The organism is Pseudomonas sp. yb_9, from assembly GCF_043103635.1.
In the GTDB taxonomy this organism is placed as follows: Bacteria; Pseudomonadota; Gammaproteobacteria; order Pseudomonadales; family Pseudomonadaceae; genus Aquipseudomonas; species Aquipseudomonas monteilii.
This window is the reverse complement of sequence record NZ_JBICKA010000102.1, coordinates 1-13352: the sequence shown is the minus strand read 5'-3', so window position 1 is coordinate 13352 and position 13352 is coordinate 1. Positions and strand designations below refer to the sequence as shown.

The 13352-nt window shown below is 63.9% G+C and carries 15 protein-coding genes; 4 read left to right on the top strand and 11 right to left on the bottom strand.

Annotated elements, in window-relative coordinates; all coding sequences use genetic code 11:
* Positions 1-8: 8 nt before the first annotated feature.
* A complete protein-coding gene (locus ACF8MI_RS25170; protein ID WP_060497356.1) occupies positions 9-785 on the bottom strand; it encodes a class I SAM-dependent methyltransferase in 777 nt (258 codons plus the stop codon).
* Between the two features lie 103 nt (positions 786-888).
* On the opposite strand from ACF8MI_RS25170, the gene ACF8MI_RS25165 reads away from it, so the two are divergent.
* The gene (locus ACF8MI_RS25165; RefSeq protein WP_060497357.1) at positions 889-1509 is read left to right on the top strand and encodes a hypothetical protein; all 621 of its coding nucleotides are present in this window, start codon (positions 889-891) and stop codon (positions 1507-1509) included.
* A gap of 2 nt (positions 1510-1511) precedes the next feature.
* Here ACF8MI_RS25165 and ACF8MI_RS25160 read toward each other — a convergent pair whose 3' ends face one another.
* The 7 genes from ACF8MI_RS25160 to ppc form a co-directional block, all read right to left on the bottom strand.
* Positions 1512-2201, bottom strand: coding sequence for an extensin family protein (locus ACF8MI_RS25160; RefSeq protein WP_104834089.1), 690 nt, complete (start codon positions 2199-2201; stop codon positions 1512-1514).
* The gene (locus ACF8MI_RS25155) at positions 2201-3031 is read right to left on the bottom strand and encodes an oxaloacetate decarboxylase (RefSeq protein ID WP_200928755.1); all 831 of its coding nucleotides are present in this window, start codon (positions 3029-3031) and stop codon (positions 2201-2203) included. The genes ACF8MI_RS25160 and ACF8MI_RS25155 overlap by 1 nt, the downstream gene beginning before the upstream one ends.
* Before the next feature lie 28 nt (positions 3032-3059).
* Positions 3060-3929: a DUF72 domain-containing protein gene (locus ACF8MI_RS25150; RefSeq protein ID WP_104834087.1), complete on the bottom strand. Its 870-nt coding sequence runs from the start codon at positions 3927-3929 to the stop codon at positions 3060-3062.
* 3 nt (positions 3930-3932) lie between these two features.
* Positions 3933-4223, bottom strand: coding sequence for a hypothetical protein (locus ACF8MI_RS25145; RefSeq protein ID WP_060497360.1), 291 nt, complete (start codon positions 4221-4223; stop codon positions 3933-3935).
* 131 nt (positions 4224-4354) lie between these two features.
* Positions 4355-5029, bottom strand: coding sequence for a tRNA (adenosine(37)-N6)-threonylcarbamoyltransferase complex dimerization subunit type 1 TsaB (gene tsaB / locus ACF8MI_RS25140; protein WP_200928756.1), 675 nt, complete (start codon positions 5027-5029; stop codon positions 4355-4357).
* 91 nt (positions 5030-5120) lie between these two features.
* Complete coding sequence (gene adk / locus ACF8MI_RS25135) at positions 5121-5771, bottom strand: adenylate kinase (protein WP_016712963.1); 651 nt, start codon at positions 5769-5771, stop codon at positions 5121-5123.
* A gap of 257 nt (positions 5772-6028) precedes the next feature.
* Positions 6029-8656: a phosphoenolpyruvate carboxylase gene (gene ppc / locus ACF8MI_RS25130; protein ID WP_060497362.1), complete on the bottom strand. Its 2628-nt coding sequence runs from the start codon at positions 8654-8656 to the stop codon at positions 6029-6031.
* 165 nt (positions 8657-8821) lie between these two features.
* Between ppc and ACF8MI_RS25125 the strand changes: the two genes are divergently transcribed.
* The 3 genes from ACF8MI_RS25125 (at position 8822) to ACF8MI_RS25115 (ending at position 10698) form a co-directional block, all read left to right on the top strand.
* Positions 8822-9166, top strand: a complete 345-nt coding sequence (locus ACF8MI_RS25125) for a hypothetical protein (RefSeq protein ID WP_060497363.1) — start codon at positions 8822-8824, stop codon at positions 9164-9166.
* A gap of 276 nt (positions 9167-9442) precedes the next feature.
* Positions 9443-9856, top strand: coding sequence for a DUF4398 domain-containing protein (locus ACF8MI_RS25120; RefSeq protein ID WP_060497364.1), 414 nt, complete (start codon positions 9443-9445; stop codon positions 9854-9856).
* 50 nt (positions 9857-9906) lie between these two features.
* Positions 9907-10698 carry an OmpA family protein gene (locus ACF8MI_RS25115; RefSeq protein ID WP_060497365.1) on the top strand — a complete coding sequence of 264 codons (792 nt, stop codon included), beginning with the start codon at positions 9907-9909 and terminating at the stop codon, positions 10696-10698.
* Positions 10699-10832: 134 nt separating this feature from the next.
* On the opposite strand, the gene ACF8MI_RS25110 is transcribed toward ACF8MI_RS25115, so the two are convergent.
* The 3 genes from ACF8MI_RS25110 to ACF8MI_RS25100 are packed head-to-tail and all read right to left on the bottom strand — an operon-like array spanning position 10833 to position 13328.
* Positions 10833-11159, bottom strand: coding sequence for a hypothetical protein (locus tag ACF8MI_RS25110; RefSeq protein WP_104834086.1), 327 nt, complete (start codon positions 11157-11159; stop codon positions 10833-10835).
* A complete protein-coding gene (locus ACF8MI_RS25105) occupies positions 11156-12079 on the bottom strand; it encodes an alpha/beta hydrolase (protein ID WP_060497367.1) in 924 nt (307 codons plus the stop codon). Before ACF8MI_RS25105 ends, ACF8MI_RS25110 begins: the two co-directional genes overlap by 4 nt.
* On the bottom strand, positions 12051-13328 hold the full coding sequence (locus tag ACF8MI_RS25100; RefSeq protein WP_200928757.1) for a flavohemoglobin expression-modulating QEGLA motif protein: 1278 nt from the start codon (positions 13326-13328) through the stop codon (positions 12051-12053). The genes ACF8MI_RS25105 and ACF8MI_RS25100 overlap by 29 nt, the downstream gene beginning before the upstream one ends.
* Positions 13329-13352 lie beyond the last annotated feature (24 nt).

Here is a 13352-nt window from a genome sequence, read left to right as displayed (position 1 = left end):
CAACAGAATCAGGCCTTCAGCGCCTTCTTCGGGTAAATGTCATACCGGCTCGACTTACCCTCCAGGCTATGGCTGGGCTTGGGCCCATCAATGATCGGCGCCTTGCGCGGCCGCTTCACCACCACCCGGTGGCTGGCCAGTGCCAGGGCGGCTTCGAGCAGGGCCGGGGCGTCCAGGTCATCCCCCACCAAGGGCCGGAACACGCGCATTTCCTTTTTCACCAAGGCGCTCTTGTCCCGGTGCGGGAACATCGGGTCGAGGTAGATCACCTGCGGCGCCTCCCCTTCCCAGCTGCGCATGCGCTCGATGGCGTTGCCGGTCAGCAAGCGCATGCGCCCGACAATCGGCCCAACTTCTTCATCCACACGGGCTCGCGCAAGGCCATCCTCCAGCAACGCGGCAATCAGCGGCTGGCGCTCGATCAGGGTCATCTGGCAGCCCAGGCTGGCCAGCACGAATGCGTCCTTGCCCAAGCCTGCCGTGGCATCCAGCACCTGCGGCCGCACGCCTTGGGCAATGCCCACGGCCTTGGCGATCATCTGCCCGTTGCCACCGCCAAACTGGCGCCGGTGCGCCGCCTGGCCTTCAACGAAGTCCACCCGCACCGGCCCCGGTGCCTGCGGGCCCAGTTGCTGAATCTGCAAACCCTCGGCGCCCACCTGCACGGCGAAGCCGGCGCTATCGTCCTGTAGCGGCAGGCTTAGACGCTCGGCCCACGCCTTGGCCTGTTCCGCATACTCAGTCGACATCGCTTCGACCCTGATACCCGTGCCTTGCTCTTCCATCGTCCACACCTAAAAAGTCAAACCAAGCCTTAATGAATCGGCAGCCACGGCCGATACAGGCAATATCCCGCTATTCTGCCAGAGCACAACGCGCGCGACTGCCATGTCAGATACTCTTCCCATCGGCTTGACCTACTTGTCGCCTGTCGGCAACTACAGTCAGCACAACACCCAGGCACTCGGGGGCGTCAGCCACCTGTGGCAGGACTTTTTTGCCCGGGCCATGGCCGAGCAGCAGGAAGAGCCCGTAGACAGCGTCAGCCAGTCGTTCGTGCAGTATGACCAGGACAGCGGCGAACCCATCGGCGGCGCCCGCGCACTGGCGCTGATCGACGCCCAGCGCGCCTGCCCGGTGCAAGACACCGAGGTGGCCCCGCCCGAACCGCTGTTCCTGCCCAAGGCAGAGCTTGAAGCCAAGCTGCTGCCCCCTGCTCCCGAGCCGTTCAGTGCCCTGGAACTGATCGAGCAGCAGCGTCAGCTCGATATCAGCAACAGCTGGATGCGCCCGGTGGTGATGAGCCAAGGCCAGCCGATTGCCGAACCCGGCCCAGGCCCTACCCCGCGCGCATTGTTCCTGCCCATCGCCGAATTCGAAACCGACCTGCTGGACCCGGCGCCCGAACCGTTTGATGACACAACCCTGGCCAAGCAGCAGAACGACCTGGAGTTCGATATCCACTGGGCACGCCCGGTGGTGCTGAACAACGTGCGCGTTCACGCCTGAGGCTAACGGCAGACCTGCCAGCGCCCCATGTCCAGATGAAAGTGGTTGTGGTGCGCGGCGTTGTAGCCCGGCCCCAGTACCGTGCTGAAGCTCTCGCAGGCCGCCTGCTGCACTTGCCGCAAGAATTCCGCCTTCTGCCCACCGGCCTGCCAGTCACGGGCCAGCACAATGCGCTGGCCGTCCTGCAGGCGAAAGCCACTGATATCCAGTGCATTGGCTGTGGCGTGCTGGCTCAGGCGGCCCTGCTTGCGGTGGTAGACGTTGCGGCAGGCAAAACTGCCCAAGTGATCCACCTGAGCCACCGACTGGCCCAACACCCGCTGTGCCACAGGCTGCAGACCATGGTTTTCAAACAGCGCATAGGCCACCGCCAGCGGGCAACTGGCCAGAAAGCTGCTGCTGAGCCGCGCTTGGCCGCCCTCGATGCGCCATACGTTTTGCAGCGGGCAGTTGGCGGAAGTCGGGCTGTCGGCTTGCGCCCGGTAACGCAGCTGGCTGGTTTCCAGCGCCTGTCGGCACAGCGCCGGGTCATCGCGCAGGCGTGCGAGCTTGTAAGGGGTCAGGACATTGGGCGGCTGGCGTACGTCCAGCGGCGCCCAAGGATTCCAGGCGGCGGGCAGACGCCAACCGGAGTACCAGGCCAGGCCGGCCAGCAGCAGCACGCCGGCCAACAGCGCCAGCACGGCCTTCATCAACGGCGGAACAGGTCGTTCAGCTGAGCGAATGGCAGTGCCTGCTCCCCGTAGCCGAATGTACCCTCATCGCGGATTTCCAGCGCAGCCCGGTGGAACGCCCCCAAGGCGGCGCGAGCCAACGACGAGCCGACACTGATGCGGCGCACACCTAGGTCCTGCAACTGGTTCACGCTCAGCGGCACGCCTGCCATGCCCATCAACACATTCACCGGGCGCGGCGCCAGGGCCTGCACCACCGCGCGAATTTCCTCGGCGGTACGCAGGCCCGGGGCGTAAAGCACATCGGCGCCGGCTTCGGCGTAGGCCTGCAAACGCTTGATGGTGTCGTCCAGGTCCATCCGCCCGTGCAGCAGGTTTTCTGCCCGGGCGCACAGGGTGAACGGGAACGGCAGGCTACGGGCAGCCTGCACCGCGGCGTGAACGCGCTCCACCGCCAGGCCAAAGTCATAGATGGGCGTTTCGCTACGGCCACTGGCATCCTCGATGGAGCCGCCCACCAAGCCCGCTTCAGCGGCACGCAAGATGGTATTGGCGCAATCCTCGGGCAGGTCGCCAAAGCCGTTTTCCAGGTCGGCAGCCACTGGCAAGGGGGTCGCATCGACAATCTCCCCGGCATTGTCCAGGGTGTCCTCCAGGTTCAAGGCACCTTCGGCATCCGGGCGGCCCAGGCTGAAGGCCAGGCCGGCACTGGTCGTGGCCAGCGCCTCGAAGCCCAGGCTGGCCAGCAACCTGGCGGAGCCGGCATCCCACGGGTTGGGGATGACGAACGCGCCATTACGTTCATGCAGTGCCTTGAAGGCTTCGGCTCGCAGGGTTTGCACATCCATGAATCAACCTCCGGCAGTCAGGGAAAGGTCAGAGTAGCCCCAATTGTTCGACCTCGGGCGCGCGCGGCAATTCAGGCAAAGAAGCGAGGCCCGGCAGGCGTGCCATCAGGCGTTGATGGAACCGCTGGGCCAGGGCTGCGGCCAGACGATTGTCCGAAGTGTGAAGGAAGATGTAAGGGCTGCGGCCCTCTTCGATCCAGGCGGCGACCTTTTCTACCCAAGGGGTAAGGAAGGCCTCGTTAGCCTCCAGCTCCGGGTGACCGATAAAGCGTACTTGCGGGTGCTGGCTGAAGGCTGCGGGGCGTGGTGGCACCTTGGGCTTCTTGGACTGCGCGTGCAAAACGGCCGTGTCACGCGAGGTGCAACTGAACAGCGCACGCGGGTCAAGGCAGATGCGCTCCACGCCGCGCTCGTGCAACAGGCGGTTGAGCAGGCGCTCGTCCTCACCCTTGGCGAAGAAGGCCTGGTTGCGAACTTCCACGGCCACCGGCGTACCGATTTCATCAAGGAAATGGCACAACTCGCCTAACCGTGATGGGCCGAACTGGGCCGGAAGCTGTAACCAGTATGGCGATACCCGCTGACCCAGCGGGGCCATCAGCCGGGTGAAATCGAAGGCAGCCTCAAGCTGGTCACGCAGATCGCCCTCGTGGCTGATGTCCCGCGGAAACTTGGCAGTGAAACGGAAGTGCTCGGGCATCACCTGCGCCCAGCGGGCAAGGGTGCCTGGGGCGGGGCGTGCGTAGAAGGTAGTATTGCCCTCGACAGCGTTGAACACCTGGCTGTAGAGGCCAAGCATCTCATTGCTGTTGGCGTCGGCGGGGTACAGGTAGTCCCGCCAGGCGTTTTCACTCCACGACGGGCAACCGAGAAAGTAAGGCAGTGGTGATGGACTCATCCATCAAATGTACAGGTCGAGCCCCAGTACTTCCATGTCCCAGTCGGTAAAACCTGCAGTGCTCAAGTAGCTGGCCAGTGCGGTAGCCGTGCGGCGGTCTCTGGCGCGGGGAAAGATCATGTCCTGCTGGCGGGCCGGCAGGCCACCGCTGCGACGGCGGGCGGTGGCTTCCACGGGTGCATCCTGGCTGTCTTCGATCACTTCTGCGTCGTCGATGGCCTCGTCACGCACCGCTGCCTTGCGCGGTGTGCGCTTGATCAGGTAGGACTGCGATGAGAAACCGTCGATACGCATGGCATGAATACTCAGGACCAATGATGGCAATCTAACAGCATCAGAGTTCCGTCGCTAATGCTTAAGTGATAACTGGACCACAGATCGCGCAGAAGGTTTTGCTTTCACCGGCAGTAACCGACGAACAGCATTCACTGCTTCTTCGGCGTAGCTACATTATCGCGCAGGTATACCGGTTGCGCCTGGTCGGCGTCGATTGCCTCGCCACGGGCCCAGGCAAAGCTTGCCAGGCGGAGGATGTCCAGTGCATTGGGCAAGGCACTGGCATTGCTGGCTGCAACTTGCACGGCCAGGCGCTCGGCATAGCCCCAACCGGTGCCGGCGCCAAACCACTCACCAGCGCCGTCGGCTGGAAGCGCCACGTGCTCGGGCGGCAGCACCGCCTCATGCCCGACCAGGCGCATTTCGCCCGCTGTGGCCTGGTAGCACCCCCAATACACTTCATCCATGCGCGCATCGATGGCGGCTGCCACCTGCTGCACGCCCTGCTCGCGCAATGCGCCCTGGGCCAGCGCGGCCAGGTTGGAAACCGGCAGCACCGGGCGCTCCAGGGCGAAGGCCAGGCCCTGTACCACGCCAATGGCAATACGCACGCCGGTGAAGGCGCCCGGGCCGCGGCCAAAGGCTATGGCGTCCAGTTGATTCAGCGCAACGCCCGACTCGGCCAGCAGCTGCTTGATCATCGGCAGCAGCTTCTGCGCGTGCTGACGTGGGATCACCTCGTAATGGCTGGTTACCTTGCCGTCATGCAGCAGCGCGACGGAACAGGCTTCGGTGGCGGTATCCAGGGCCAGCAGGGTGGTCATCGAACAGGTATCCAGGAGCAGGGAAAAGAGCGGCAGTATAAACGACAACGGCCCGCTAGCGGGCCGTTGTCGATGGGCGTCAGGCGCTGGATCAGCTCAGGGCTGCCAGGACCTTGGCGGTGATGGCTTCAACCGAGCCGACACCTTCGATGTGGCTGTACTTCGGCTTGCCGGCGTTGGCGGCCGACAGCTTCTGATAGAAGTCCACCAGCGGCTTGGTCTGGCTGTGGTAGACCGACAGGCGATGGCGAACGGTTTCTTCCTTGTCGTCGTCGCGCTGGATCAGGTCTTCGCCAGTCTCGTCGTCCTTGCCTTCCACTTTCGGCGGGTTGTACTGAATGTGGTAGGTGCGGCCCGAGGCCAGGTGCACGCGACGGCCCGCCATGCGGCCAACGATTTCTTCGTCGTCCACGGCAATTTCGACCACGGCGTCGATGTCGACACCGGCAGCGACCATGGCTTCGGCTTGCGGGATGGTGCGTGGGAAGCCGTCGAACAGGCAGCCGTTGGCGCAATCTGGCTGAGCGATGCGCTCCTTGACCAGGCTGATGATCAGCTCGTCGGAGACCAGCTGGCCGGCATCCATGACTTTCTTCAGCTCCAGGCCCAGCGGGGTGCCGGCCTTGACAGCGGCACGCAGCATGTCACCGGTGGAGATCTGTGGAATACCGAACTTTTCGGTGATGAACTTTGCCTGAGTACCTTTACCGGCCCCGGGAGCTCCCAGCAGAATTACGCGCATCTTGTGCTCCTCAAATTTTTTTATGAAATTCAATGGATTCGGCAACCAGGGCCAAGTCCGGAAAATCGGGTATGACCCAAAATCGGTCAGAAGGCTGCTCAAGATACACAGCGCCCGGCAGCCAGACAAGCGTCCCAAAGTTGCAGGAATGCGCCACTTGCGGCTGACCTGGCAGGTGGTTGCGCCCGGCGCAACCACCCTCCCCTTACCCATGCAGGCTCTGCACGGCACACATACTCGGCAGCCTGCACGTGCCCTCAGCCGGTGTTGCGCAGCCCGGCGGCAATGCCCGCCACGGTCACCAGCAAGGCCTGCTCCAACGGGCTGTCCAGAGCGGCTTCGCGGCTGCGCGAGCGGGCCAGCAACTCGGCCTGCAGGCGGTGCAGCGGGTCCAGGTAGGTGTTGCGCAGGCTGATGAATTCCAGCGTTTCGGGGCTGTGCGCCAGTAGCACCGGCTGCCCGGTCAGGCCCAGTACCACCTCGCAGGACTGCGACAATAGGTCGCGCAGGTGTGCACCTAAAGGAAGCAAGTGCGGTTGCACTAGACGTTCGTCGTAGGCCTCGGCAATTTGCGCATCAGCCTTGGCCAGCACCATCTCCAGCATGTCGATACGGGTGCGGAAGAACGGCCACTGTTCGCGCATCTGCGCCAGCAGCTCGCCCTGGCCACGGGCCAATGCGTTGCTCAGCGCGGTTTCCCAGCCCAACCAGGCTGGCAGCATCAGGCGCGTCTGGGTCCAGCCGAAAATCCACGGGATGGCCCGCAGGCTTTCGATGCCTCCAGCGCGGCGCTTGGCTGGGCGACTGCCCAGTGGCAGGCGCCCCAACTCTTGCTCTGGCGTCGACTGGCGGAAGTATTCGACAAAGTCGGGGTTGTCCCGCACCACGCTGCGGTAGGCCTTCACGCCATCGGCAGCCAGCTGGTCCATCACCTCGCGCCACGCGGGCTGCGGAGGCGGTGGTGGCAACAGCGTAGCTTCGAGCACGGCAGCCAGGTACAGGTTGAGGTTTTGCTCGGCAATGCCCGGCAAGCCGAACTTGAAGCGGATCATCTCGCCCTGCTCGGTGGTGCGGAAACGTCCCGCCACCGACCCCGGCGGTTGCGACAGGATCGCCGCGTGAGCGGGGCCACCGCCTCGCCCTACCGTGCCGCCACGGCCGTGGAACAGCAGCAGTTCAACCTGATGTTCGGCACAAATGCGCACCAGGTTTTCCTGGGCCCGGTACTGCGCCCAGGCCGCCGCCGTAGTGCCGGCGTCCTTGGCCGAGTCGGAGTAGCCAATCATCACTTCCTGCGGGCCGCGCAGCCCGGCGCGGTAGCCTGGTAGGCCGAGCAGTCGCTGCATCACGGGGCCAGCGTTGTCCAGATCGGCCAGGGTTTCGAACAGCGGTACCACGCGCATGGGGCGGGTAAGGCCGGCTTCCTTCAGTAGCAGTTGCACCGCCAGCACATCCGAAGCGGCACCGGCCATGGAAATGACGTAGGAGCCCAGGGAGGCAGCCGGTGCGGCGGCGACTTCGCGACAGGTGGCCAGCACTTCGGCGGTATCCGCTTGCGGCTTGAAATGCGCAGGTAGCAGGGGCCGACGGTTCTTCAGCTCGGCCTGGAGGAATTCGATGCGCTGCTCTTCATCCCAGTCGGCATAGCGCCCCAGGCCCAGGTAGTCGGTGATCTCGGTCAGTGCGTCGCGGTGGCGAGCGGCGTCCTGGCGCACATCCAGGCGACCCAGGAACAGGCCAAAGGTCACGGCGCGGCGCAGGCAGTCCAGCAGCGGGCCTTCGGCGATCACGCCCATGCCGCATTCGTGCAGCGACTGGTAGCACAGCTCCAGCGGTGCGATCAGGTCGCGGTTATCCACCAGCACGTCGGCGCTGGCCGGTTGGCTGCTGGTCAATGCCGAATGCGCCCAGGCACGCGTGGCCCGTAGCCGGTCGCGCAACTGCTTGAGCACGGCGCGGTAGGGCTCGACACTGTCGCCAACCCGTTCGCGCAGCGCCTCGTTGGCCTGCTGCATGGACAGCTCCGCAGCCAGTGCATCGATGTCACGCAGGAACAGGTCGGCGGCCATCCAGCGGGCCAGCAGCAACACTTCGCGGGTGACGGCGGCAGTCACGTTGGGGTTGCCGTCACGGTCACCGCCCATCCACGAGGCAAAGCGGATTGGCGCGGCTTCAAGCGGCAGACGCAGGCCGGTGGCCTCCAGCAGCGCTTTATCGACCTTGCGCAGGTGACTGGGGATGGCGTGCCAGAGCGAATGCTCGATCACGGCAAAGCCCCACTTGGCTTCGTCTACCGGCGTGGGGCGGGTGCGGCGGATTTCTTCGGTGTGCCAGGCCTCGGCAATCAGCCGGCGCAGGCGTTCGCGTACCTGCTGGCGTTCGGCCGGAGTCAGGTCGCGGTGGTCCTGGGCAGCCAGCTGGCCGGCGATGGCGTCGTACTTCTGAATCAGGGTGCGGCGGGCCACTTCGGTGGGGTGTGCGGTCAGTACCAGCTGGATGTCGAGCTTGGCCAGTTGCCGGGCCAGGGCATCGTTGCCAAGCCCGGCCTGCTTCAGGCGCGCCAGCAACTCGGGCAGCACACGGGCCTCGAAGGGTTCGGGCTGGTCGGCATCTCGACGGCGGATCAACTGGTACTGCTCGGCCATGTTGGCCAGGTTGAGGAACTGGTTGAACGCCCTGGCCACGGGCAGCAGGTCTTCTTCGGCCAGGTCAGCCAGGGTCGAGCTCAGTTGCTCGCCGGGGCCACGCCGGTCGGCCTTGGCACTGTGGCGGATGTCCTCGATCTTCTGCAGGAACGCATCGCCATGCTGCTGGCGAATGGTTTCGCCCAGCAGCTCACCCAACACATGGACATCTTCACGCAAACGCACATCGATATCGGTCATTGGCCCTCTCTTTGGCGCGGCTCTGGCGCACTCCTGTACACAGCTCTCCCGAAGAGTGCCCCCAGGCTGGCGGCAATGGCAAGCCGTGATCGGCCAAAGCAAACTAAAGTGAAGGCATAGCACTGCCATGCCATGCAGCCTTAGCAGGCGTAACCAGAGGTCATCATGAAAATCCGTGAACTCGCCCAGCACTGGGAACAGAATGCCGCCGGCCCCCTCAGCCGCACGGGCCATGTCCTGCACCTTGACCTGGAGTCAGAGGCGCGTCTGGCCGCGCTGATCGACATGTACCCCAAACGCACCGCCGAGGAATTGCTCGGCGAACTGGTAGCCGCCGCCCTTGAAGAGGTGGAGGCCAGCTTCCCCTATGTGCAGGGCCGTCAGGTCATCGCCACCGATGAAGAAGGCGACCCGATGTACGAAGATGTGGGGCCTACCCCACGCTTTCTGTCACTCTCGCGCCAGCACCTGCACAGCCTGAGCAACACCGCAGGCGACAGCGACAAATAACCCCCGCGCCACCGTTCCGGGCCTGCTGGAGGCCCGGAATACCGCTTTCGCCCGCGAAAGTTCAAGAAAATGCTCGCTGACCAATCAGTCAGAAATAATTGCTCGTGCGGATCACTTTTTTCTGAACCATTCGAAAAACGATCGAGTCGGAGCTAATAGCCATCACGCTAAAACCCTGCACACCTGCCCTTGTGCACCGTTCAGCTGAAGCGCACGGATTTGTCAGGGAATGAGCGATGGACTGCTACGGACATCGTCGTAATCAGGAGTGATCCAATGGAGCTGACCACCATGAAAACCCGCACTAGCAAACTGTCATCCACTCACGTGCGCGGGTTCAAGCTGGCCGCGCTGGCCCTGGGCAGTAGCCTGGTCCTGGCCGGCTGTGCAGGGAACCCGCCTACCGAGCAGTATGCCGTTACCCAGTCCGCCGTGAACGCTGCCGTCAGCGCTGGCGGTACCGAGTTCGCCGCCGTGGAGATGAAAGCGGCCCAGGACAAGTTCAAGCAGGCCGAGATCGCCATGCACGACAAAAAGTATGACGAAGCCAAAATGCTGGCCCAGCAAGCCGAGTGGGACGCACGCCTCGCCGAACGCAAGGCCCAGGCGGCCAAGGCCCAGAAGGCCGTGCAGGACGCCCGCCAGGGTGTCCAGGACGTACGTGAGGAAGGCCTGCGCAGCGCTCAGTGAGCCCTGCCCCGCCAACCTTAGCCTTCGCACACGATCAAAGGATGAACACTATGCGCAATTACGTCATGATTCCCGCCCTGCTGGCCCTGAGCGTCGGCCTTGCTGCCTGCTCGCACGACCCTAACGCCAACCTGGAGGCGGCCCGCACCAACTTCTCCTCGCTACAGAGCGACCCGCAATCGAGCAAGGTGGCGGCGCTGGAGACCAAGGACGCCCAGGACTGGCTGAACAAGGCTGACAAGGCCTACATGGACCGCGAAGACCAGAAGAAGGTCGACCAGCTCGCCTACCTGACCAACCAGCGTGTCGAGGTGGCCAAGCAGACCATCGCCCTGCGTACCGCCGAAGGCGAGCTGAAAAACGCCGCCGCACAACGCGCCCAGGCCAAGTTGGACGCCCGCGACGCACAGATCGCCAAGCTGCAGGACAGCCTCAACGCCAAGCAGACCGACCGCGGTACGCTGGTCACCTTCGGTGACGTGCTGTTCGACTTCAACAAGGCCGAACTCAAGAGCAACGCCTACCCGAACATCACCAAGCTGGCCCAGTTCCTTCAGGAAAACCCTGAGCGCAAGGTGATTGTCGAGGGCTACACCGACAGCGTCGGCTCGGCCAGCTACAACCAGAGCCTGTCCGAACGCCGCGCGGGTTCCGTGCGCATGGCGCTGGTGCGTGCCGGCGTAGACCCTGCGCGCATCGTCGCCCAGGGTTACGGTAAGGAGTACCCGGTAGCGGACAACGGCAGCAATTCGGGCCGGGCGCAGAACCGCCGGGTGGAGGTGACCATCTCCAATGACAACCAGCCGGTGGCACCGCGTACGGTGAGCCAGGTTCAGCAGTAACGCAGGCTAACCCCGACCCCGCCCTCTAGGCGGGGTTTTTGTTTGTCCGCCGATAATGTTCTGGCGCCAGCGAGATCGAGCGCCACGCGGGCGGCGCTCGATCTCACAGGCGCAAAAAATGCTGCGCCGAACACTCACTTCACCTGCTGCGGGGTTTCCTCGCCCATGCAGCGCACCGCACGCTTGCGGTTGTCCACCAGCACGCCGGTCAGGCCTTTCTGCTGGGTGTCGAACAGCACCAGCACACCATCGACGCACTGGGCCACTTGCGGCGCCGGGTCCAGCGAAACCTTGTAGTCCTCGCCCGGAATGGTCTTGAGCATGGTGAAGTCCTGCAACAACAGGGCATCCTCGGGTTTGGCGAAATGCAGGTAACCGTAGTACCACAAGGCCCCCACCGTCACGATGATACTGCCGACGCCGGTCAGGATCAGCGGGATGGCGTTGCGTTCTTCACTCATTGCTTGTTCTTCTCGTCAGGGTAATTGGGCACTTCGGCCAGGCGCCGAAGGCCGTTGAAATGGCTGGGGTCGTCAAGGAAACGCAGCATCACCTGGCGCCAGGTAGGGTCGGCGAAGGTCTGCACATGGCCGCCTCGGGTCAGTTGCAGGACTCGTGGTGGCGGCGCGTGCTGGTACAGGCGGATGCCGTTGTCCATCGGCACCAGGTTGTCGTCGATGCTGTGGAAGAACAGCTTGGGCGGGCTGCTCAACTGCTCGATCGAACGGATCGCACTGTCGCCGTCCGGCACCAGCCACGACAGCGGCACCTGCAACGGCCAGGTCATCCATGACGTGCTGAGGGCATAGCGCCCCACCCCACGGTAACTGGCCGGTACGCCATCGAACACCAAGGCGCTGAAGCGCTGGCGCTGCTCGGGATGGGCCGCCAGGTAGTGGATTGCCATGGCACCGCCAAGGCTTTGCCCCAGCAGCACCAACGGCTTGCCCTTGACCTCGGGTGCCTGGTCCAGCCAGGCCATGGCCGCCGCGATGTCTTCATACACCTCTGGCAGGGACGGTGTGCCCTGCGACAGGCCATAGCCGCGGTAATCGATCATCAGCACCTGGTAGCCCTGCTCCGGCAGCCAATAGCTACCCCCCAGGTGCCCAGGCAGGTTGCCGCCGTTGCCGTGCAAATGCAGTACCGTGCCCTTCACCTCGACACCCGCCTTGGCCGGCAACCACCAGCCGTGCAGGCGCAGGCCGTCCGACGTGGCAAGGGTGACATCGCGGTAGTCGAGTTTGGCCCGTTCGGGGGTGAATGCCTGGCCACGCTCGGGATAGAACAGCAGGCTGCTGCAGCCGCCAAGGCCCAGCAGGACCAGGCCAAGCGCCAGCAGGCGGCAGCACTCAGAGAATGTTCGCGTAGTCGGCTTCAATACGGTCCAGGCTCAGGTGGTTGAGGAAGTTGGAGAAGCACATCCAGGCCGACAGTGCGTTAAGGTCGCGGAACTGTTCGGGCAGGTACTTGGGGGGCTCGACCAGCCCCTCCTCCACCAACTGGCGCAAGGTGCGCATGTCTTCCAGCGTGGTCTTGCCACAGAACAGCAACGGGATCTGTTCGAGCTTGCCCTTCTTCACGGCCAACTGAATGTAGTTGTAAACCATGATGAAGCCTTTGAGGTAGGACAAGTCCTTGGTGAATGGCAGGCCATTGGGCACCGAGCCGCGGAACACCCGGCTGGCGTTGCTGTAGCTCTGCGACATCTCGAAGCCTTGCTCGCGGAAGAAATTGAACACCTGGAGAAAATCGGCGCCCTCCTCGACCATGTGGATGGCGCGGGTGCGATTGGTGAGCTTGCGCAGGCGGCTGGGGTAGGAAGCAAAGGCGATGACCTCCATGAGAATCGCCAGGCCTTCCTGGGTTACCGTCGACGAGGGCGGGCCCTTGGCCAGGAAGGTGCAGATCGGCTGGTTCAGGCCGTTGAGCGTGGTGCCCACATGGACCAGCCCTTCGTGCACTTCCAGGGCACGCACATCGCGGCTGTTGAACATGGCATCGGCGCGCACCTTGATGTAGTCGGCGCCAGCGGCGGCATCGGCCACGATCCCGTCAGATTCGAATACCCGAATGGTTTCCTCGGCTTCACCGAACACCTTGTTCAGCCGGCGCTGGAGGATATCCACGGCCTCCTTGGCGGTGAGGTTTTTCGGTTCGTCCTTGAGATCGCCACGGCCATCGATGTTGTTCAGGTAATCCGAGAGCATCAGGCCGAGGTCGGCCAAGGTCGGGTCACCGGCGTGGAAGGCATCGGAGGCGGCGCCGTACAGTTCCTGAGAGATGAGGCCGAAGTCCTCGGTGCCACGCGCTTCGAGCATGCGCACCACCATGCGGTATTCGCGGCACATGCGCTTCATGATCTGCCCGACCGGGTTGAACTGGCCAAGCTGGCGAATGATGTCGCGCTCGATGGCCTGGAACTCGGCCTTGACCGCCCCGGAGTCGAACGCCAGCGGGCGCGACTGGTAATAAGCGCGGTCGACGGCCGGCGGCGCCTTGCCCTTGGCCTTGAGGAAGCCCTGGCGAATGTTGTCGTCCCACTTCACCGCGTCCAATACCCGGATCGGGGTCTGGGCCGCAACGATGCGGTCGGACAAAGCGCGGATGGTTTGCTGGTATTCGTCCACCGGGGACTCCTTTCTAGTACACGA

What these genes read in the sequence shown, in the direction of transcription:
- ACF8MI_RS25170 (WP_060497356.1), bottom strand. Translation starts at nt 785, where the DNA reads ATGGAAGAGCAAGGCACGGGTATCAGGGTCGAAGCGATGTCGACTGAG.
- ACF8MI_RS25165 (WP_060497357.1), top strand. Translation starts at nt 889, where the DNA reads ATGTCAGATACTCTTCCCATCGGCTTGACCTACTTGTCGCCTGTCGGC.
- ACF8MI_RS25160 (WP_104834089.1), bottom strand. Translation starts at nt 2,201, where the DNA reads ATGAAGGCCGTGCTGGCGCTGTTGGCCGGCGTGCTGCTGCTGGCCGGC.
- ACF8MI_RS25155 (WP_200928755.1), bottom strand. Translation starts at nt 3,031, where the DNA reads ATGGATGTGCAAACCCTGCGAGCCGAAGCCTTCAAGGCACTGCATGAA.
- ACF8MI_RS25150 (WP_104834087.1), bottom strand. Translation starts at nt 3,929, where the DNA reads ATGAGTCCATCACCACTGCCTTACTTTCTCGGTTGCCCGTCGTGGAGT.
- ACF8MI_RS25145 (WP_060497360.1), bottom strand. Translation starts at nt 4,223, where the DNA reads ATGCGTATCGACGGTTTCTCATCGCAGTCCTACCTGATCAAGCGCACA.
- tsaB (WP_200928756.1), bottom strand. Translation starts at nt 5,029, where the DNA reads ATGACCACCCTGCTGGCCCTGGATACCGCCACCGAAGCCTGTTCCGTC.
- adk (WP_016712963.1), bottom strand. Translation starts at nt 5,771, where the DNA reads ATGCGCGTAATTCTGCTGGGAGCTCCCGGGGCCGGTAAAGGTACTCAG.
- ppc (WP_060497362.1), bottom strand. Translation starts at nt 8,656, where the DNA reads ATGACCGATATCGATGTGCGTTTGCGTGAAGATGTCCATGTGTTGGGT.
- ACF8MI_RS25125 (WP_060497363.1), top strand. Translation starts at nt 8,822, where the DNA reads ATGAAAATCCGTGAACTCGCCCAGCACTGGGAACAGAATGCCGCCGGC.
- ACF8MI_RS25120 (WP_060497364.1), top strand. Translation starts at nt 9,443, where the DNA reads ATGGAGCTGACCACCATGAAAACCCGCACTAGCAAACTGTCATCCACT.
- ACF8MI_RS25115 (WP_060497365.1), top strand. Translation starts at nt 9,907, where the DNA reads ATGCGCAATTACGTCATGATTCCCGCCCTGCTGGCCCTGAGCGTCGGC.
- ACF8MI_RS25110 (WP_104834086.1), bottom strand. Translation starts at nt 11,159, where the DNA reads ATGAGTGAAGAACGCAACGCCATCCCGCTGATCCTGACCGGCGTCGGC.